Source organism: Pantoea sp. DY-15, from assembly GCF_019795935.1.
Classification (GTDB): Bacteria; Pseudomonadota; Gammaproteobacteria; order Enterobacterales; family Enterobacteriaceae; genus Pantoea; species Pantoea leporis.
The window spans coordinates 430,417-450,402 of sequence record NZ_JAIMIF010000001.1 but is presented as its reverse complement, the minus strand read 5'-3'; the positions used below and the strand labels follow the sequence as shown (position 1 = coordinate 450,402).

At 58.3% G+C, this 19,986-nt stretch carries 17 protein-coding genes; 5 read left to right on the top strand and 12 right to left on the bottom strand.

Translation table 11 applies throughout. The features are described 5' to 3' along the window. Positions 1-7: 7 nt before the first annotated feature. Positions 8-1,435 (bottom strand): argininosuccinate lyase, encoded by a 1,428-nt coding sequence (gene argH / locus K5Y32_RS02215; protein WP_222181685.1) that lies wholly within the window; start codon positions 1,433-1,435, stop codon positions 8-10. A 157-nt stretch (positions 1,436-1,592) separates the two neighbouring features. Between argH and K5Y32_RS02210 the strand changes: the two genes are divergently transcribed. Next, the gene (locus K5Y32_RS02210; protein WP_192236582.1) at positions 1,593-2,564 is read left to right on the top strand and encodes a LysR family transcriptional regulator; all 972 of its coding nucleotides are present in this window, start codon (positions 1,593-1,595) and stop codon (positions 2,562-2,564) included. Positions 2,565-2,758: 194 nt separating this feature from the next. Here K5Y32_RS02210 and K5Y32_RS02205 read toward each other — a convergent pair whose 3' ends face one another. Beyond that, the gene (locus K5Y32_RS02205) at positions 2,759-3,277 is read right to left on the bottom strand and encodes a GNAT family N-acetyltransferase (protein ID WP_222181684.1); all 519 of its coding nucleotides are present in this window, start codon (positions 3,275-3,277) and stop codon (positions 2,759-2,761) included. Next, positions 3,274-3,837, bottom strand: a complete 564-nt coding sequence (locus K5Y32_RS02200) for a helix-turn-helix domain-containing protein (protein WP_101763144.1) — start codon at positions 3,835-3,837, stop codon at positions 3,274-3,276. Before K5Y32_RS02200 ends, K5Y32_RS02205 begins: the two co-directional genes overlap by 4 nt. A 151-nt stretch (positions 3,838-3,988) precedes the next feature. Here K5Y32_RS02200 and K5Y32_RS02195 point away from each other — a divergent pair, with 151 nt between their 5' ends. Beyond that, positions 3,989-4,723, top strand: coding sequence for a MerR family transcriptional regulator (locus K5Y32_RS02195; protein WP_101763312.1), 735 nt, complete (start codon positions 3,989-3,991; stop codon positions 4,721-4,723). Between the two features lie 170 nt (positions 4,724-4,893). On the opposite strand, the gene K5Y32_RS02190 is transcribed toward K5Y32_RS02195, so the two are convergent. The 4 genes from K5Y32_RS02190 to K5Y32_RS02175 are packed head-to-tail and all read right to left on the bottom strand — an operon-like array spanning position 4,894 to position 8,631. Then, on the bottom strand, positions 4,894-5,625 hold the full coding sequence (locus K5Y32_RS02190) for an ABC transporter permease (protein ID WP_222181683.1): 732 nt from the start codon (positions 5,623-5,625) through the stop codon (positions 4,894-4,896). Then, positions 5,625-6,560 (bottom strand): ABC transporter ATP-binding protein, encoded by a 936-nt coding sequence (locus K5Y32_RS02185; RefSeq protein ID WP_192413953.1) that lies wholly within the window; start codon positions 6,558-6,560, stop codon positions 5,625-5,627. Before K5Y32_RS02185 ends, K5Y32_RS02190 begins: the two co-directional genes overlap by 1 nt. Next, the gene (locus K5Y32_RS02180; protein WP_101763147.1) at positions 6,553-7,719 is read right to left on the bottom strand and encodes an ABC transporter permease; all 1,167 of its coding nucleotides are present in this window, start codon (positions 7,717-7,719) and stop codon (positions 6,553-6,555) included. Before K5Y32_RS02180 ends, K5Y32_RS02185 begins: the two co-directional genes overlap by 8 nt. Positions 7,720-7,722: 3 nt before the next feature. Beyond that, on the bottom strand, positions 7,723-8,631 hold the full coding sequence (locus tag K5Y32_RS02175) for an ABC transporter substrate-binding protein (RefSeq protein WP_101763148.1): 909 nt from the start codon (positions 8,629-8,631) through the stop codon (positions 7,723-7,725). A 215-nt stretch (positions 8,632-8,846) separates the two neighbouring features. Here K5Y32_RS02175 and K5Y32_RS02170 point away from each other — a divergent pair, with 215 nt between their 5' ends. Next, a complete protein-coding gene (locus tag K5Y32_RS02170; protein WP_222181682.1) occupies positions 8,847-10,313 on the top strand; it encodes an MFS transporter in 1,467 nt (488 codons plus the stop codon). A 59-nt stretch (positions 10,314-10,372) separates the two neighbouring features. Here the strand turns inward: K5Y32_RS02170 and idi are convergent, their stop codons facing one another. The 3 genes from idi to K5Y32_RS02155 all read right to left on the bottom strand — a co-directional run bounded on the left by idi (position 10,373) and on the right by K5Y32_RS02155 (position 14,278). Further along, positions 10,373-10,906 (bottom strand): isopentenyl-diphosphate Delta-isomerase, encoded by a 534-nt coding sequence (idi, locus tag K5Y32_RS02165; RefSeq protein WP_101763150.1) that lies wholly within the window; start codon positions 10,904-10,906, stop codon positions 10,373-10,375. A gap of 211 nt (positions 10,907-11,117) precedes the next feature. After that, positions 11,118-13,013 (bottom strand): methyl-accepting chemotaxis protein, encoded by a 1,896-nt coding sequence (locus tag K5Y32_RS02160; protein WP_101763152.1) that lies wholly within the window; start codon positions 13,011-13,013, stop codon positions 11,118-11,120. A gap of 152 nt (positions 13,014-13,165) precedes the next feature. Beyond that, a complete protein-coding gene (locus K5Y32_RS02155) occupies positions 13,166-14,278 on the bottom strand; it encodes a suppressor of fused domain protein (protein WP_008102641.1) in 1,113 nt (370 codons plus the stop codon). Positions 14,279-14,503: 225 nt separating this feature from the next. Here K5Y32_RS02155 and K5Y32_RS02150 point away from each other — a divergent pair, with 225 nt between their 5' ends. After that, positions 14,504-14,797, top strand: coding sequence for a hypothetical protein (locus K5Y32_RS02150; protein WP_222181681.1), 294 nt, complete (start codon positions 14,504-14,506; stop codon positions 14,795-14,797). Between the two features lie 3 nt (positions 14,798-14,800). On the opposite strand, the gene K5Y32_RS02145 is transcribed toward K5Y32_RS02150, so the two are convergent. Then, positions 14,801-15,664, bottom strand: a complete 864-nt coding sequence (locus K5Y32_RS02145; RefSeq protein WP_222181680.1) for an oxygenase MpaB family protein — start codon at positions 15,662-15,664, stop codon at positions 14,801-14,803. Between the two features lie 115 nt (positions 15,665-15,779). Further along, positions 15,780-18,077 (bottom strand): beta-glucosidase BglX, encoded by a 2,298-nt coding sequence (bglX, locus tag K5Y32_RS02140; RefSeq protein WP_222181679.1) that lies wholly within the window; start codon positions 18,075-18,077, stop codon positions 15,780-15,782. A 154-nt stretch (positions 18,078-18,231) separates the two neighbouring features. Here bglX and dld point away from each other — a divergent pair, with 154 nt between their 5' ends. After that, positions 18,232-19,941 carry a D-lactate dehydrogenase gene (dld, locus tag K5Y32_RS02135; RefSeq protein WP_222181678.1) on the top strand — a complete coding sequence of 570 codons (1,710 nt, stop codon included), beginning with the start codon at positions 18,232-18,234 and terminating at the stop codon, positions 19,939-19,941. Positions 19,942-19,986 lie beyond the last annotated feature (45 nt).

Genomic DNA, 19,986 nt, shown 5'->3' with positions numbered 1-19,986 from the left:
GTTCTCCTCAGGCGCGTGGGCCAGCGTAATCGTCGGTCCAGCGCTGCTGGTCCTGCATCAGGGTTTGCAGACGTGCCAGCTGCTCACGTACGCGTGCCGGTGCGGTACCGCCGTAGCCGCTACGGGCCGCCAGCGCGGCTTCCAGCGTCAGCGCACTGCGCACCTCCGGCGTTAAGCGGACATCCACCGCCTGCAGTTGCGCATCGCTGAGATCCGACAGACCGCAGTTTTCGCGCTCGCACAATTGCACCAGCTGGCCGGTGATCTCATGCGCTTCGCGGAACGGCACGCCGCGCATCGCCAGCCAGTCGGCCACTTCGGTCGCCAGCGTGAAGCCGTCCGGTGCCTGCTCGCGCATCACGTCGGTGTTGAATTTCAGCGTCGCCATCATGCCTGCCATCGCCGGTAGCACCAGCAGCAGCGTATCCACCGCATCAATCACGTTGCGTTTGTCGTCGCTGAGATCGCGGTTGTAGGAGAGCGGCATCGCTTTCATGGTGGTGAGCAGCGCCATCAGATTGCCGACCAGGCGGCCAGCGCGGCCGCGCGTCAGTTCGGCGATGTCCGGGTTTTTCTTCTGCGGCATGATGGAGCTGCCGGTGGCGTAGCTGTCATGCAGCTCGACCCAGCGGAACTGGCGCGATGCCCACATGCACACTTCTTCGCACAGGCGTGACAGGTTGATGCCGATCATGCTGGTGACAAACAGGAATTCAGCGGCATAGTCGCGGCTGGCAACGGCATCGATGGAGTTCTCGCACGGCGCGAGATAGGCGAGATCGGCGGCGGCCTGCTCCGGCTGGCGCGCAATGGCGGAACCGGCCATCGCAGCGGCACCGAGCGGACAGCGTGCGCTGCGGCGATCCCAATCCTGCATGCGTTCAATATCGCGGGCAAAGGATTGCGCGTGAGCCAGCAGTTGATGGCCAAAAACAATCGGCTGCGCCTGCTGCAGATGCGTGAAACCGGGCGCGACGCTTTCGGTGTGCTGTGCCGCCTGCTCGACCAGCGCCTGCTGCAAGGCCAGCAACGCGCTCACCACCTTGCGGCCGTTGTCGCGCAGGTAAAGACGCAGATCGTTAACGGTTTGATCGTTACGCGAACGCCCGGCGCGCAGCTTGCCGCCCAGCGGACCTAAACGCTCGGTCAGCGCGCGTTCGATAAAGGTGTGCACATCTTCGTCGGCGGCAATCGGATGCAGCTGACCGGCGCGATAATCGGCGTCTAACGCGTCAATGGCCGCCAGCATGGTGCTGAGCTCTTCGGCGCTCAGCAACTCGCCGCGCGCCAGTTCACGGGCATGCGCCCGGCAGCCCGCCAGATCGTAAGGTGCCAATGCAAAGTAATAATCCGGGCTACGAGACAGCGCGGTTAAACTCGCCGCCGGTGCCGCTTTAAAACGCGCGCCCCATAACAGTTCGGCATTATCAGACATGCTATTTCCCCTTACAGATAATCATCAGCGATATGAAAAAGATATGGATGAGCCAGTTGAAATAATAAAAACTTATTTTATGACCACACTGGTAAATAGGGCCTATTTCAGGTTCACTGTACTTTCACCGCAATTATTCCGGAGTTGAATAGCAAAAATGGAAAGTAAAGTTTCCCAGTCCGGAAACAATGCAAATAATCGCAGCGATAATGCGGTTCTGGCACTGAGTAATATCGATTTAAAATTACTGCGGGTATTTAAATGCGTGGTAGAAGCGGGCGGATTAACCGCTGCCAGCCACGAATTGAATATTGGTCTGGCGGCGATCAGTAAACAGGTTTCCGATCTGGAAATTCGTCTCGGCATGACGTTATGCAGCCGCGGACGCGAAGGTTTTGAGCTAACGCAGTACGGCATCAACGTCTACCAGGCCACGCTGGAACTGTTCGTCTCGCTGAATCTGTTTCGCGAGCGGCTGCACAACAGTCGCAATGAACTGCTGGGTGACATTGCCATTTGCGTGGTGGATAACACCATCTCCGACCCGCAATCACCGGTCACCGCGGCGGTGCAACAGCTGCACCAGAAAGCGCCAAAGGTACAAATTCGACTGCAAACTGCGCAATTAGATGATATTGAGCGCGGCATCAGTGAAGGCCGTTTTCATTGTGGTATTGCACCGGTTTATGAAATGAAAAGTGATTTTGATTACTTCCCGCTTTATAAGGAATATTCAAAATTATATTGCTCCATGTCACATCCTTTATATTCTGGATCGTGCGATAAAAATATATCGCTGGACATATTACGTGAGCAGAAAATTATTAATCATTTATATGTGACGCCGCGCGACGATCGTCGCATCATTCCCTTACAGGACAGCGGCGTGCAGGCGGTTCAGGTTGAATCTGTCGCCATGCTGATTTTAACCGGCCATTTTATTGGTTATTTACCGGAACATTATGCCGCCGCGTTTATTGCGCGTGGGCAGCTGTGTGAGTTGGGTGATGATTCGACTCGCCGTGAAAACCCGTTTTGTTTGATGATGAAGAAGGGCCGCAAAATAAACCCGATTATCCGGCTGTTTATGCAGGCGCTGGGGATTGGCGAGGCGGAAGGACCGCACTGAGTTGGTGCGTTTGGAGATTGTGCTCGCTGTGCCTGGGTTTTGTGCTCGCTGTCCCCCATCCCGACCTTCCCCCGCAAGCGGGGGAAGGAGATGCTGCCAAATGCAGCTTCAACACTGACATGTGGCAGCATCTTCCTCCCCCATTTATGGGGGAGGACCGAGGAGGGGGACAGCAGGCACAATCACAATCACAATCACCCCAACACCTTAAACATCACCGTAGTCGCATCCAGCATACCTTCGGTTGACTCCGCATAGAACGGAATCGACCCGGCAATTTGCCAATCCATCGACAAATAGAGATCCGTCGCCACGTCGCCGCTGCGCGTGTCCAGCACCAGCAAGGTTTTGCCCTGCTGTGCCGCCAGCTGTTCGGCTTGCTGCATCAGGCGGCGTGCAATGCCCTGACGTCTGGCGCGGGGATGCACCAGCAGCTTACTGATCTCCGCCCGATGGCGACCGTTCGGCATTGCGCTGAATCCCACCATCACCGTCGCCACAATCACGCCCTGCTGATACGCCACCAGCAGCTGATTGTCGCCGCTCGCCAGGCTGTAAATTTTGTCCTGCCAGAAGCGCTCAATGGCCACGCGATCGTCTGCATCAATAAAGCCCACGCTGGCGCCATCGGCGACGCAGCCCTGCAGCACATCACACAATGCCGCCAGCAGCGGCTGCGCTTGGGTGGCGCTGAGAGGTTCGATGTCAATCATGGTTTGCATACCACCAAAATGTAGCGCGCGCCGCCTTCTGCATGGGCGGCAAACGCGGATTTGCCAGTGAGATGAAAGCGCAGACAGTCGCCTGCCTGCAGCGTCCAGTGCTGATCGTCCATGCTGATGGTCAGCTCGCCTGATTGCAGCCAGATGTGCTGCTCCAGTCCCTGAATCGGCGGCGCATCGTAATCAATGCGCGCGCCAGGACGCAGCACACCTTCCACCACTTCCGCTTTAAAGTGGCTGGCGGGCGGTGATACGTTGCGGCGCTGGAAGCCGCTGGCGTCATCGCGCCATACCGGCTGTTGCGCCGCTTTCAGCAGCAGCGCGGCCTCCTCTTCCACCTCGCTCAGCAGGCGCGACATGGTCAAGCCGTAGGCCACGCAAAGGCGGTTAAGCAAAGCGGCTGTGGGGCTCGTTTCGGCGCGTTCAATGCGCGACAACGACGCCCGACTGATGCCGGTCGCCATCGCCAATTCATCTAATGACCAACCGCGTTGTACGCGTAATTCAGCCAGTCGCGCCGCCAGTCGATCGTCGGTATCCGAAGCAGACATCTTCACCTCTCATATACGGGAAATAAATCTCACATATGAGATATGACCTTAAATAAATAAAGCGGTCAAGTTGTACAATTAAAAAATCATTGTACAACCCAGTCGTGGGGGTTAAGGTGTTGTTATGCAGGTCAGAATTTTTGAGGACTTTATGGCCTTATACAGTATCGGGGATGTGGCCGAACGCTGTGGAATCAACCCGGTAACGCTTCGCGCCTGGCAGCGACGTTACGGTCTGTTAAAACCCCAGCGTACCGAAGGTGGTCATCGGCAGTTTGATGATGAAGATGTTCAGCGTATCGAAGAGATAAAACGCTGGATAGAGAGTGGCGTGCCCGTTGGCAAAGTGAAAGCGTTGCTGGAAGGCGCCACGGTCAATGTGGATGACGGTTGGTCGGCGTTGCAGGAAGAGTTGATGAGCGTACTGCGCCACGTTCGCCCGGCGAAATTGCGCGTTAAAATTGCCAATATTGGCCGGGAACATCCGGTGGATGCGTTGATCGATCACGTGTTCGTGCCGGTTCGCCAGCGTCTTGGTTTAGATCAGAACACCGCGCGCACCATGTGCAGTCTGCTTGATGGCGCGCTGATTGATTATGTGGCGTTTTGTCTGGCCTGTGGACGTAAAAAAGCCGGTAAAGATGCCTTGATGCTGGGTTGGGCGGTGGAAGATCGTACCCGCATCTGGCTGGAAGCCTGGCGTTTGTCGCAGCAAGGCTGGCGCATGGATGTGTTGGCGGAGCCGCTGGACATGCCGCGCCCTGAGTTATTCCCCGGACAAAACCTGTTTATCTGGACCGGTAAAAAGCCGACGCGTCGTCAGGTCGAGCAGTTTGAACACTGGCAGGCGCAGGGTTTTGCCATTCACCTGCACGATCCCGCTTAAGTAAAAATCGCACACACGGCCTTTGCCTGGCGTGGTGTGCGCGTTATCATGCCGCCCTAAATTTCTTTTCTCAGGTCTCCTCATGAACTGGAATAAACTTCTTATCGGTTCCCTGTTTGCCATCATGGCGCTTGGCGGCATGGGCGGCATGATGCTGGTCGGCTACAGCCTCATTGTGCATACCCACTAAGTTTGCGCTGCACGCGCTCTAGCAGGCGATCGCAAATCAACGCCAGCAGCGCCACCAGCAGCGCGCCCTGAATCACATAGGCGGTGTTAAAGCCGCTCAAACCGATGATCACCGGCGATCCCAGACTCTCCGCGCCCACCGTGGAGGCGATGGTTGCCGTGCCGATGTTGATCATCACCGAGGTTCGCACGCCCGCCATGATCACCGGTGCCGCCAGCGCCAGCTCAATCTGCCACAAACGTCGCCACGGCCCCATGCCGAGGCCGATCGCGATTTCGCGATTGCTGGCCGGTACGCTATCTAAACCCGCCAGCGTGCCCTGCAAAATCGGTAGCAAGCCGTAGAGAAACAGCGCCATTACCGCGGGCGTCGCGCCAAATCCCATCACCGGCACCGCAATCGCTAGCACTGCGACTGGCGGAAAGGTTTGCCCAGCGGCCGCCACGGTTTCCAGCAGCGGACGAAAGGCGCGCCCGGCGTGGCGCGTAGCAAATACCGCGCAGCCAACGCCGACCAGCAACGCCAGCAGGCTGCCGCTGACCACTAACGCCAGATGCGCCAGCGCCAGCCGCCAGAAACTCTCCTGCTGATAGAGCGGACGCTCCAGCTGTGGAAACCAGTGGGCAAACAGCGGACCGCTGTGCGGCAAGCCCCACAGCAGCAGCAGAAAGGCCGCCAGCAGCCAGTAGAGCGGATCGCGTAACAGCTGCATCAGCTCGCCTCCCGCTGGCGCAGCAAATCGCTGAAGTGCAGCACACCCAGCGGCTGTTGCTGCTGATCGATCACCGGCAATTTGTCGGTGCGGCGCGCAATAAATTGCGACAGCGCTTCACGCAGCGTCAGCGATTCGGCAATCGGTTCGGCGTCCAGCCATTCACCGCGTCGCGCCGCGCTGCCGGCGCGTCCCAGCGCCAGCAAACGCACGCCCAGCTCGCTACGACCAAAGAACTCGCGGGCAAAGTCATTCACCGGCTGCGTCAGCAGATCGATTGGCCTGCCCTGCTGCACGATTTCGCCGCCGTCCATCAGCACCAGCTGGTCGGCCAGCGTCAGCGCTTCGTCGATGTCGTGCGTCACCAGCACCACGGTGCGACCGGACATTTTCTGAATGCGCAGCATCTCGTGTTGCAGCGCCAGACGGTTAACCGGATCGAGCGCGCCGAAAGGTTCATCCATCAGCAGCAACTCGGGATCGGCCGCCAGCGCACGCGCCACGCCGACGCGCTGCTGCTGTCCGCCCGACAGCTGATGCGGCATGCGCGTCGCCAGATGGCTGTCGAGATTGAGCAGCGCCAGCAGCTCCTCGACGCGTTGAGTAATCTTGGCCTGCGGCCAGCCGAGCAGCGAGGGCACGGTGCCGATGTTCTTCGCCACGTTCCAGTGCGGAAACAGGCCAATCGACTGAATGGCATAACCGATGCGGCGGCGCAACGCGCGCGCATCCATGGTTTCGATGGCTTCTCCGGCAAAACGTATTTCGCCGCTGTCGTGCTCCACCAGCCGGTTGATCATCTTCAGCGTGGTCGATTTGCCCGAACCTGAGGTGCCAATCAGCACGGTAAAACTGCCCTTCTCAATCTTCAGCGACAGGTTACGTATCGCCTCTTTGCCAGCGAACACTTTGCTCACCTGGTGAAATTCAATCATGACGTCTCTCCAGCAGTGCCGACAGTAAACGCAGCAGCGCATCAAAAATCACCGCCAGCGCCACCACCGGAATCACGCCCAGCAGCACCAGATCCAGCGCGCTGCTCAGCAATCCCTGAAAAACAATGGCGCCGAATCCGCCCGCCCCAATCAGCGCCGCGACCACCGCCAGGCCCACGGTTTGCACCACTACCACGCGCAGCCCGGAGAGCCACACCGGCAGCGCCAGCGGCAGTTCGGCGTGCCAGAACTGTTGCCACGCGCTCATGCCCATGCCGCGCGCGGTTTCACGCACTTCCTGCGGCACCTGCTGCAAACCGGCCACCACGCTGCGCACCAGCGGCAGCAGCGCGTAGAGCACCAGCGCAATCAAGGCCGGTGCAATACCGATGCCGCTGATGCCCCAACGGGCCAGCAGCGGAAAATGCGCCACCAATCCCGCCAGCGGCGCAATCAGTAAACCGAACAGCGCCACCGACGGCACCGTTTGAATCAGGTTAAGCACGCTAAATGCGGCATTCTGCCAGCGCGGACGCCGCGCAATCGCCAGCCCGAGCGGCAATCCGATGATTACCGTCGGCAGCAGCGTGCCGCCCAGCAGCCACAAATGCTGCGTGAAGGCCGCATCAAACACCGCCGTGCGGTTGGCGTACTCTTTCAAAAGCGAGAGACGATCAAGATGACCGCTGAGTAACAGCGCCAGCGGCAGCAGCCAGATTTGCAGGTTGAGCACAATGCGCCACGGGGTACTGCGGGTGATTTGCCGGACCGCTTCCGCCGCCAGCAGCAGCGCCAGCGCCGCCGCACACCACAAGCCGCTGCCAAACGCGGTGCGCGCCAGCGGGCTCCCGCTGTTCGCCAGTTGCGTGGCCTGTTGTCCGGCCAGCCAGATGAGTAAGGCCAGCAGCACTTCCGCCGCCAGCAGCACCGATATCGCGTGAATGCGGCGCGGCGGCCACCACAAGCTCTGCCACAGCCACAGCAACGGGATGAACAGCAGTATGCTGTTGGTCACCTGCCATAACGTCAGCGGCTGGCCAGAGACCAGCCGATTGGCGGCAAAGCTCAATAGCGGCAAGGCAAACAGCGCCAGCGTGATAAGCGCGATTAACACCAGCAGCACCGGCTGCTGGCGCGGTCGGAATAACAACGACGACACTGCTTACAGCAACTTATTGGTCTGTAGCCACTGTTTCGCGACCTGGCTGGCATCCTGACCATCCACCGCGATCTGCGCATTCAGCTGCTGCAGGGTTTTCTCATCCAGCTTGCTGAAGACCGGCTGCAGCCAGTTGCCGATGTCCGGATATTGTTTGAGCACGCTTTCGCGGATCACCGGCGCAGGGGCATAAATCGGCTGCACGCCTTTCGGATCGCTCAGCGTTTGCAGGCCCAGCGCCGCTACCGGACCGTCGGTGCCGTACGCCATCGCCGCGTTCACGCCAGAGGTTTGCTGCGCCGCCGCTTTGATGGTCACGGCGGTGTCGCCACCGGCCAGCGACAGCAGCTGCGCCTGCTCCAGTTTGAAGTTGTAGGCTTTTTCAAACGCCGGTAACGCATCGCTGCGTTCAATAAATTCCGCCGAGGCAGCCAGTTTGAAAGTGCCGCCTTTTTTCAGGTAAGCGCTGAGATCGTCCAGCGTGTTGAGGTTGTTCTTCTGCGCCACGTCGCCGCGCACCGCAATCGTCCAGGTATTGTTAGCTGGCGCGGGCGTCAGCCACACCAGATGATTTTTCTCGGCGTCGAGTTTTTTCACCTTCTCGTAGCCCTGCTGAGCGTTCTTCCACGCCGTGTCTTTTTCATCGTTGAAGAAGAATGCGCCATTGCCGGTGTATTCCGGGTAGATATCCAGCTCACCAGCGGTGATCGCGCCGCGCACCACTTGCGTGGTACCGAGCTGGATTTTATTGACGGTTTTTACCCCATGTTTGTCCAGCACCTGCAGAATAATGTTGCCGAGTAGCGAGCCTTCGGTATCAATTTTGGAACCGACTTTCACCGGATCCGCCGCCTGCGCTGCACCCATGCTCATTGCCAATGCCATCATTCCCAATAAACCCTGCTTTATCATCCCGCTTCCCTCATTTGTTTTCATTGTGTGACTATCAAGCGTAGCCTGGCGAAAGGGGATAGGCGCGGTCAAGCGGCTTACTTCGTGCTTTTTTTGCTATCAATTGCCTATCGGTTATAACCAAAACGCAGCACATATAACCAATTGGAATTTTCGATGTTAAGACGGCGGCTTATGCTCACAGTCCCACTCATTACAATAAATTACAAAACATCATGACCGACTTAGCTTCTACGGCGCACGTCGCGCAGGCAGGGAATGTCCCCACCGGTGAGACCAAATGGATCCGCAGCGCGGCCGATGTCTCCGGGCTGGTGAACAACAGCAACGAATCGCGCAGCAACGCGCGCATCGTAATCGCCATTGCGCTGGGCGGCGTGTTCCTCGACGCCTATGATCTCGGCGCATTAGCGTTTGGCATCAAAGACGTGACGCGCGAGTTCCAGCTGACGCCCGCAGGCACCGGCATGGTGGCATCGGCGATTACCTTTGGTGCGATTGTCGGGGCGCTGATTGGCGGCTACCTCACCGACAAAATAGGTCGCTATCGCGTGTTTATGGCCGACATGTTTTTCTTCGTGGTGGCAGCGTTAGCCTGTGCGTTCGCGCCAAACGAATATGTGCTGGCCGGTGCGCGCTTTGTGATGGGCCTCGGCGTCGGGATCGACTTACCGGTGGCGATGGCGTTTCTCGCCGAGTTTTCGAAGCTGCGCGGGCAAGGCAATAAGGCCGCCAGCGTGGCGATGTGGTGTCCGACATGGTACGCGGCGATCAGTATTTCCTACCTGCTGGTCCTGCTGCTGTATGCGGTGTTGCCCGAAACCCACACCGATTGGCTGTGGCGTTTGATTCTGGGTTTTGGTGCGGTGCCTGCGCTGCTGATCATCGCTATTCGCAGCCGTTACATGAGTGAGTCGCCGATTTGGGCAGCCAATCAGGGCAACCTCACAGGCGCGGCGGAGATTCTGCGCAACTCTTACAACATCAACGCGCAGGTGGCGGATGACGCCGATCTGACGCCGCAGAAAGCGGTACGTAAAGCCAGCTGGCGCAACTACGGCGCGCTGCTGCAGGGCGTCTATCGTCGTCGAACCATTCTGGCAACCGTCACCTCCATCGCCTCGTCGTTTGCCTATAACGCGGTGGCGTTTGGCCTGCCGGTGATTATCTCCAGCTTCTTTGCGCAATCGATGCTGACCACCATTCTGGTGTCGCTGGCGCTGAATCTGCTGTTTGCCTTTGTCGGCGGCTTGCTGGCGGTGCGGCTGGTGCCGCGTCTCGGCGCGTGGAAGATGTCGGTGGCCGGTTACGCTTGTCAGTGCGTGGCGCTGCTGGGACTGGCGTTGATTGGTCGTCCGGAAGGCGGCGAACAGGCGGCGGTGGCGATTGCCATGCTGGCGCTGTTCCTGTTTGGTCAGGGCTTTGGTCCCGGCTCGCATACTATGACGTTTGCTTCGCTGAGCTATCCCGCTTCGCTGCGCGGCGTGGGCGTTGGCTTCAACCAGACGCTGATGCGCGGCAGTTCCACCGTGTCGCTGTTCACCTTCCCGCTGCTGGTGGCGGCGTTTGGTACCGGCGTGTTCTGGGTGATTTTCCTTGCGCCGCTGATTGGCTTACTGGCGCTACTGGCGATTCGCTGGGAGCCGTCGGGTTACGACGTGGATGCGGAAGATTTTCAGTAATTTCACCGAACGCCTGTCTCATCGCGGCGCAATCTATTGCGCCGCTGCGGAATATGCAATCATGCCGTCAGGCGAAACTCGCCCAGCGTATTGGGAATGCGCGGGAAGGTATGCAAAAACCACGGCGTGAACTGCGCCGGATTCTCCTGCATCTCCTGCTGAATCTGCGCAATCGAGCGATAGCACCATGCATCCGCCTCCTCCGGGTTGAGGACCGGCTGCTCATCGCTGATGGCGAAGAACACGTGGCCATATTCATGCTCGGTCAAGCCGTTACTCAGCGGCAGGTTGTAGCTCAGCTCAAACACCGGCGTTAACGCAACATTCATGCCCATCTCTTCACGCAAACGGCGCTCGGCGGCATCGCGCGTGGATTCCTGCGGATAGGGATGACTGCAGCAGGTGTTACTCCACAATCCACCACAGTGATATTTGGTGCTGGCACGGCGTTGCAACAGCACTTCATGGCGCGAATTGAACACGTAAACCGTCACCGCGCGATGCAGCAATCCTTTTTCATGCACTTCCAGCTTTTCCATTTTGCCGATAGGGCGATCGAGGTGGTCAACGAGAATAACTTCAATGGCGGGCATGACAACTCCTTCGGAAAATTCGCAGCTATTGTACACAACCTCCAAAGGGTTGATGGAGGAAATAGCGCACATTCCGTGCGTTAACGTGGGCACATTAAAGCGTAGCAGCCTGCGGAGAATTCAGCATAAAAAAGCGGGGAATGGCGTTAATAGAGAAGATGTGTGCGGTGTGTGAGAAGGCCGCCATGTATGGCGACCTTCTCCACAAAACTTACAGCTTAAAGCTTTGTACCACCTGCTCCAGCTGCACGCTTTGCTGCTGCATCGACTGCGCGGCGGCTGAAACCTGCTCGACCAGCGCGGCGTTCTGCTGAGTGCTGCCGTCCAGCTGGGTAATCGCCACGTTAACCTGATCGATGCCCATGCTCTGCTCGCGGCTCGCTGACATGATTTCGCTCATTAGCGTGGTCACACTGCTGACGCCCTGCATCAACTCATCCATGGTTTGCCCGGCCTGCTCCACCAATTGGCTGCCGGTATCGATATTCGCCACCGACTCCTCAATCAGCTTCTTAATTTCACGCGCCGAGTTAGCCGAGCGCTGTGCCAGGTTGCGCACTTCCGAGGCCACCACGGCAAAACCGCGCCCCTGTTCACCGGCGCGCGCCGCCTCTACTGCGGCGTTCAGCGCCAGAATGTTGGTCTGGAAGGCGATGCTGTCGATAACGCTGATGATATCAACCACTTTGCGCGAAGAGTGATTAATCGCGCCCATGGTGGTGACCACCTGACGCACCACTTCGGTACCGCGTGCCGCAACCTGCGACGCGCCATCCGCCAGCTGATTAGCATGCGTGGCGTTATCGGCGTTCTGACGTACCGTGCCGGTCAGCTCTTCCATTGATGCTGCCGTTTCAACAATCGAACTGGCCTGCGATTCGGTACGCGCCGAGAGATCGGCGTTGCCGCTGGCAATTTCACGCGAAGCCGCCGTAATCGCCAGCGCGCTATCGCCCACCTGACGCATCAGGCCTTGCAGATAGGCGATGAACTGGTTGAAGCTCTGCGCCACGGCGTTGAATTCCGGGCTATTACTGGCGGGCAGACGCTGCGTCAAATCGGCACCGCCGGTCGACAAGGCTTCAATGTTGCTGTTCAGCACCGCGAGACGTTTCATCATGGCGCGCACAAAGCCCAGCAGCACCAGCAGCAGGATCACCGCCAGCGGAATCTGCACCAGACCCAGACGCGTCAACATGCTGTGGGTTTGTGCATCCAGCAAGCTCGACGGCACATCGCTGGCGAGATACCACGGGCTGCCGGCAATCGCCTGCACGAACAGCGTGTGTTCGCCATCTTCACCTGCGAAGGTGGTTTGCGCGGGCTGGCTGCCCGCCTGCGCTAACAGACCTTTTAACGCGGACGCCATCGGCAGCTGGGTATCGGCGAGGTTTTCCAGCTTCGGCGCACCATCCACCAGCGCGGCGTTACCGACCACTTTACCGTCGGCTTCAACGATCAGTACGCGGCCCTGAATCGCCTCACCCATCTGTTTTGCCAGTTGGTTGAAGAAGCCGAGCGTTACGTCAATGGTCGCTACGCCCCATACGGTGCCATCGCGATAGATCGCCATTGCACAGTTGGTACGCGGCTGCGGGCTGGCGGCATCCTGATACGCTTTCGCCCACGCGCACTGGCCCTTCGGCGCAGCCAAACCATCTTTGTACCAGGATTGCTCCCAGTATTTGTCGGCGGCGTCCGAGTTCCAGTAGGTGTTGACCTGCAGCTGGTTACTGGCGTTGCGCGCAAAGAACGAACTGTTTTTCTCTTTGGCCGGATCGCGACGGTTCGGTAACGGCCAGATGCCACCGCCGAACACGTTACTGTCCTGATATTGGTTAACTAAGGCGGGCAGCAAGGTATCGATGGCTGCGCTGTCCATCACGCCTGCGGCTTCGGTAATGGCGCGCTGCTGCGCCTGGACGCGGTTCATCTGCTCGACGATGCGTCCGGCCAGGCCGTCCACTTCGTAACGTACCAGACGACTTTCATTTTCGGAGAGTTGCGGAGCGATAAACTGATTAATTACCAGCACGGTAACCAGCATCAGACCGGCAAAAAAGGCGACCAGCGTCGCGGTGAAACGGGATTGTGTTGTTTTGAACATTATGTGTGCCCTTACCCTGGTTGGCGAGTTGCCTGATCGAGGTTAACGGCGTGTTAATGGGGAACTTGAGGTGAGCACGATCACAAAGCAGTGAAATAGTTGATTTGGGTGATAATTTAAAATCGTAGGGTCGGCATCGATGCCGACCTGATTTACGGAGCGGGAGTTTCAACCACTTCCTGGCGCGGCCGGAACACATGATTATTGCCGTCCGCCAGCAAACGTTGCAGCAGCTGCTGCCCACCGCGATCGTCAGCCTGCGCAAACTGGCGTTCGGCTTCGGTAATTGGCGTGGACCAGAGCAGATTCACGCGGTCGCCATCGCGTTTCGGCAGGCGGAATTGCGCCGCTTCGGGAGCGAGATCGTTGGCCAGCAGGAAGCTTTCAAAGCCAACCGGCGCCACTTCCGACGCCAGCGTATGCCCTTCGCCAATCCAGGTCAGGCGCGCCCACGGCAGATGGGCAAACTCAGCCAGCGCGCTCGCCATCTGCACCGCATTGGCTTCGGTCATCACTTCACCGTCCACCGCCATCGCCAGCTCGACGCGGCGATACTGCGGCGCCAGCTCGTCAAACAGGTGATCCACCTGCGGCATCGGACGGATCCCCATGCCAAGCGTCAGGAAATACCAAACACCATTGTGCAAGTGCTGCGAAATCGCCATTGGCGGCCAGTTGCCTTGATCGATGGAGTAATATTTTACCGATTCGCCAAACTGCGCCTGATAACACTGCATCAGCTCGCGCTGCACCACATCCCACAAGTGTCCGTCATGCCAGTCGCGCCAGAAATGGCGCTGCTGTTCTGCGCGCGCATAGTAATCGTTGGTGGAGGCCGATCCCAGCGGCGCGGTCAGGCGATTCTCTTTGATGCAGGCAGCAGAAAAACTCACCTGCTTATCCTGATACAGGCTCCAGCCGGGGATCACCGCCAGCAGCTGGCCGTAATACCACAGCGCGGCGCCGTCGTCGCTGGGCTCCCACAGCACCTGTAATCCGGCGGGATCAAGCATCGGCTCGGCTTCCAGCGTGCGGCAATACTCGGCACTCAGCAGCGGCGCGATGCCCTGCTCCATCGCTTCACGATCTTCCTGCGCGGGCGCAGGCAGCAGGTTACGCAGCCAGCAGCCGCGCACCGCATACTGGCTGCGAAACAGGTCATTCGGCCAGATATAAAAATAGGCCGTACGCGCATCCTGCTCGACGATCGCGGTTAGTGTGTGTTGCTGATTCGGCACCTCAGCAATCAGAGGTTGGTGGGTCATAACGCCTCGATATTACCTGGAGGAATCCATTTTCCCCGAGAATAGAGCAGGATCGGCACTCGTGCCATGTGACACAAGGGTAAAACTCTCAAAGTGCGGGGATGAATAGATGAGAGCGGCTTATCAATTGCCGCTTAACACGCTGACAAGCTTCAGATTAATTTGCGATTCTTTTACCATTTCGCGTGATATGGTTTGCGCATTCACCTCTTTGGAGCTGCCATCATGGTGCTGCAAAACCTCGATCTGAACCTGCGTGATGTGGTTATTTTCGCGATGTTGGTGTGGCTGTTTATCCGCTATACATGGGTGATGGCGTCGCTGACGCTGTTGCTGAGCGGCGTGGCGTTGCTGGTGTTATTACCGCTTGATATCTATTACAGCCTGCTGCCGCTGGCGCTGATTGGCCTGGGGCTTGGCATGTTGCTGCACCATTATCAGCAACGTCAGCTGGCGCTAAAACGTGAAGCGCGCACGCCGCGCACCTACACGCAGAAAGAGGATGAGCTGCACCTGTAACGCTTAGCGGCCCATGCGCTGCATAGCGCGGGTATAAGCACCGCGCTGAATCGACCAGCGCAGCAGACCCGCAATCACCGCCATTTCCCGATCCACGCGCCACTGCGTCAGCGGCCCAACCGGCTGCTGAATCTGCTGTTGCGCCCAGTCAGGCAACAATCCCATTCCCGCTTTCAGCATCACGCGCATTGCCGGTTTTGCCTGCCAGCTGGGTGCGGGCGCGTTGATAAGCAGTTGCATCACCTCCAGCGTGCGCGCATCGCAGACTAACTCGGGCCGCATCATCTGTAGATACGCCTCAACCGCCTGCACGCTTTTCGGCACCCGCTGCGCGCCGAGCGCTTCGGCAACTAACGCCGCTTCCTGATAGTAGCGATCCTGATCGGCCAGGCTGAGCTGCGGATTTTTGTAGCGCAGATGCGCTGCCAGAAAACGGCTGGTTTCCGCGACGTGCACCCAGGTAAGCAGATGCGGATCGCTGGCGGCATAGGGCTTGCCTGCGTTATCGACGCCGGTCACGCGCAGGTGAATCCGTTTGACGCGGTCGATGAGGATGTTGGCATCGGCGGTGTTACCGAAGGTGGTGACGGCGATAAACTGGCTGGTGCGCCGCAGGCGGCCCATCATGTCCTGCCGGAAATTGGAGTGATCCCACACGCCCGCCAGCGCCGCCGGATGCAGCATCTGCAACATTAAGGCGCTGATGCCGCCGCACAACATGGAGGGGAAGTCGCCATGGACGCGCCAGATAACGTGGTCCGGGCCAAATAAACCGGGATCGCCAGGCGGTTGCGAGATGTCGAATTCGTTGAGTGACAGGCCGTTGAGGCGGAAGACTTGCTGTTGGATGCGTTCGCGGATGTTCATGGGTTTGTGCGCTCATTGGCCTGGTCGGCATGAATGCCGACCCTACAAATCACCGAAGCATAACATGTAGGGCCAGCATTCATGCTGACCGAGCGAAAGAGCGCAACAATCTTACTTACAGATAATCAAATTGCGCATCCTGCGTGCGCACCGAATCCAGTCCAATCATCACGTTGAATTTGCCTGGCTCGGCAACCTGCTGCATCTTCTGGTTCCAGAATTTCAGCGCATCAACATCGATCTTAAACTTCACGGTTTGCGATTCACCGGCTTTCAGCATGATGCGCTGGAAGCCGCGCAGCTCCTGCACCGGACGGCTAATGCTGGCGACCGGATCGTTGAGATAGAGCTGCACCACGGTCGCGCCATCGCGTTTACCGCTATTGGTTACGGTCACTGAAGCCTCCACCGAGCCGTTACGCGGCATGGTGCGTGACGACATCTTCACCGGCGACACCGTGAAGGTGGTGTAGCTCAGGCCGTAACCAAACGGATAAAGCGGGCCGTTCACGGCATCGTAGTAATGCGAGGTGTACTTGTTCGGCTTGGCGAAGTTGTACGGACGACCGGTTGGCAAGTGGTTGTAGTAAATCGGAATCTGCCCCACTGAACGCGGGAAGGAGACCGGCAGTTTGCCCGACGGGTTGTAATCGCCGAACAGCACATCGGCGATCGCGTTGCCGCCTTCGGTACCGCTAAACCAGGTTTCCAACATCGCATCGGCTTGCTGATCTTCCTTCACCACCGTCAGCGGACGGCCGTTCATCAGCACGATCACCAGCGGTTTGCCGGTGGCTTTCAGTGCGGCCAGCAGCTTCTGCTGACTTTCCGGGATCACCAAATCGCTGCGGCTGGAGGCTTCGTGCGCCATGCCCTGCGCTTCACCCACGGCAGCCACCACCACATCGGCTTTTTTCGCCTGCGCCACCGCTTCGTCAATCAGCTCCTGCGGCGAACGCTTGTCCACGCTGACTGCCTGCTCATACAGATTGAGGAAGTCCTGAATGCCTTTGTTGTCGGTGATGTTAGCGCCTTTGGCATACAGCACGGTGCCTTTGCCGGCCATCGCATTGCGTACGCCTTGCAGCAGAGGAATCGACTGCTTTGCCACGCCAGCGGCCGACCAGCTGCCCATGATGTCGCGCTGGCTGTCCGCTAACGGCCCCACCAATGCAATGGTGGCGTCTTTCTTCAGCGGCAGCGTTTCGCGCCAGTTTTTCAGCAGCACAATGCTTTTACGCGCCACGTCACGCGCTTCGGCGCGATGCAAACGGCTTTCCGCATTGGTGTCCTGCGGATCACTCTCTTTCGGCCCTAAATGACTGTAAGGATCGTTAAACAAGCCCATGTCATATTTGACGTTCAGCACATGGCGCGCGGCATCGTCCACTTCCGCCATGCTCACCGCGCCGCTCTTCACCAGGCCCGGCAGATATTTGCTGTAGTACTCGTCGCTCATGCTCATGTCGATGCCTGATTTCATCGCAATGCGCACCGCATCCTGTGGATCGCTGGCTACGCCGTGTTTAATCAGTTCTTTAATCGCACCGTGATCGCTAATGGTGATGCCTTTGAATTTCCAGTCGCCGCGCAGGATGTCTTTCAGCAGCCAACTGTCTGCCGTGGCCGGTGTGCCATTCAATGAGTTAAGCGCCACCATTACGCCACCGCTGCCCGCATCCAATGAGGCTTTATACGGCGGCAGATAATCCTGGAACAGGCGCTGCGGGCTCATGTCGACGGTGTTGTAATCTCGTCCACCTTCCACTGCGCCGTAGGCCGCGAAGTGCTTCACGCTGGTCATGATCGAGTAGCGATCCGCCGCGCTTTTGCCCTGCATGGCTTTCACCATGCTGCTGCCCATTTGCGCGCTGAGGAAGGTGTCTTCACCAAAGCCTTCCGAGCCGCGTCCCCAACGAGGTTCGCGGGACACATCAACCATCGGCGCCCACGTCATGTTGAGGCCGTCATCCGCGGCTTCATAAGCAGAGACGCGTCCCACCTCAGCGATGGCATCCAGATCCCAGCTTGCCGCCAGGCCAAGTGGAATCGGGAAAATGGTGCGCTGACCGTGCACCACGTCATAGGCGAAGAAAAGCGGAATTTTCAGGCGGCTGAGCTGCATCACCTGATCCTGCATGGCGCGAATATCCTGACGCGTCACGGTGTTAAAAATTGCCCCGACCTGACCGTGCTGAATCATGTCGCGAACCGCCGATTTTGGCGTATCCGGTCCTACGCTGATTAAACGCATCTGCCCGATTTTTTCATCAAGGGTCATTTTGCTGAGCAGCTGATTCACAAAGGCGTCGCGCGCCTGTTCAGTCATCGGATGTGGGCCAAACAGATCGTCCGCGAAAGCGGGTTGCATGGCTAAGGAGACAGCGAGGCTAACAGAGTAAATCCATTTCATCAGGTCGGGTTCTCTTAAGTGACTGCGCAATATCGAAATAACAGGGGCAGTTTGCCACAAGATGAGGATAGCAGGTAGCCGCCATGTCACACCGCGATCCTGTCGCTGACGCATGCTACAGTAAAAGCGCCATGTTAAAGACAAGGATAGGCCAATGAAAAACAACACTTCGCACCCTACTCTGCTCGCCGAACTGCGTCGTCTGCTCGGATCGTCGAACCTGTTAACCGACGCGGAACAGACCGCGCGCTACCGCAAAGGTTTTCGCTCGGGCGAAGGCGAAGCGCTGGCGGTGATTTTCCCTGGTTCGCTGCTCGAGCTGTGGCGTGCGTTGCAGGCGCTGGTCAGCGCCGATGCGATCATTTTGATGCAGGCCGCCAACACCGGCCTGACCGAAGGTTCCACGCCAAACGGCAACGATTACGATCGTCCAGTGGTGATCATCAGCACCTTGCGTCTGGATAAGTTGCAGCTGATCGACAACGGCAAACAGATCCTCGCCTTCCCCGGCAGCACGCTGTATCAGCTGGAAAAAGCGCTGAAACCGCTTGGCCGCGAGCCGCATTCGGTGATCGGTTCTTCCTGCATTGGCGCCTCGGTGATGGGCGGGATTTGCAATAACTCGGGTGGATCGCTGATCAAACGCGGTCCGGCCTACAGCGAAATGGCGCTGTTTGCGCAGATTGATGCCAGCGGCAAACTCAAGCTGGTGAACCATCTCGGCATCGATCTCGGCCATTCGCCGGAAGAGATGTTGGGTCGGCTGGATGACGATCGCTGGCAGCAGAGCGATGTGCGCTGGGATGAACGTCACGCCTCGGATCATGAATACGCCGACCGCGTGCGCGACATCAATGCAGAGACGCCAGCGCGCTTCAACGCCGATGAGCGCCGCCTGTTTGAAGCCTCTGGCTGCGCCGGTAAGCTGGCGGTGTTTGCCGTGCGTCTGGATACCTTCCCCACCGAACCGCAGCAGCAGGTGTTCTACATCGGCACCAATAATCCGGCGGAATTGGGCGATATTCGCCGCCATATACTGGCGGAATTTACCCATCTGCCGGTGGCGGGCGAATATATGCACCGCGACATTTTCGACATCGCCGAGGTGTACGGCAAAGATACTTTCGTGATGATTGATAAACTCGGCACCGACAAAATGCCGCTGTTTTTCACCCTGAAAGGCCGCGTGGATGCCTGGCTGAGCAAGCTGAGCTGGGTGAAACCGCATCTCACCGATCGTTTATTGCAGCGCGTCAGCAGCTGGCTACCGGCGCATCTGCCTAAACGCCTGAAGCAGTATCGCGACAAATATGAGCATCACCTGATGCTGAAGATGTCCGGCGACGGCGTCGCCGAAGCGCAGGCCTATCTGACCGAATATTTCCGCGAAGGCGGCGGCGCGTTCTTCGCCTGTGACGCCAAAGAGGGTGCGCACGCGTTCCTGCATCGCTTTGCTGCCGCCGGAGCTGCGGTGCGCTATCACGCGGTGCATGCCGATGAAGTGGAAGACATTCTGGCGCTGGATATCGCGCTGCGTCGTAATGATGAAGCGTGGTTTGAACGACTGCCGGCTGAGTTCGACAAGGATCTGAGCCATCGTCTCTACTACGGCCACTTCTTCTGCCACGTGTTCCATCAGGATTACATCGTGAAAAAAGGCGTGGATGCGCATGCGCTGAAAGAGAAGATGCTGGCGATATTAGCCGCGCGCGGCGCCGAGTATCCGGCCGAGCATAACGTGGGCCATCTGTATCAGGCGAAACCACAGCTGCAGGCGTTTTATCAGCAGCTCGATCCCACCAACTGTTTTAATCCGGGGATTGGGAAAACCAGTAAGCAGAAGGGTTGGGCGGTGAAGGTTTGAGTCGGTGCGAGAGTGGAAAAGGTGGCCATAAATGGCCACCCTACG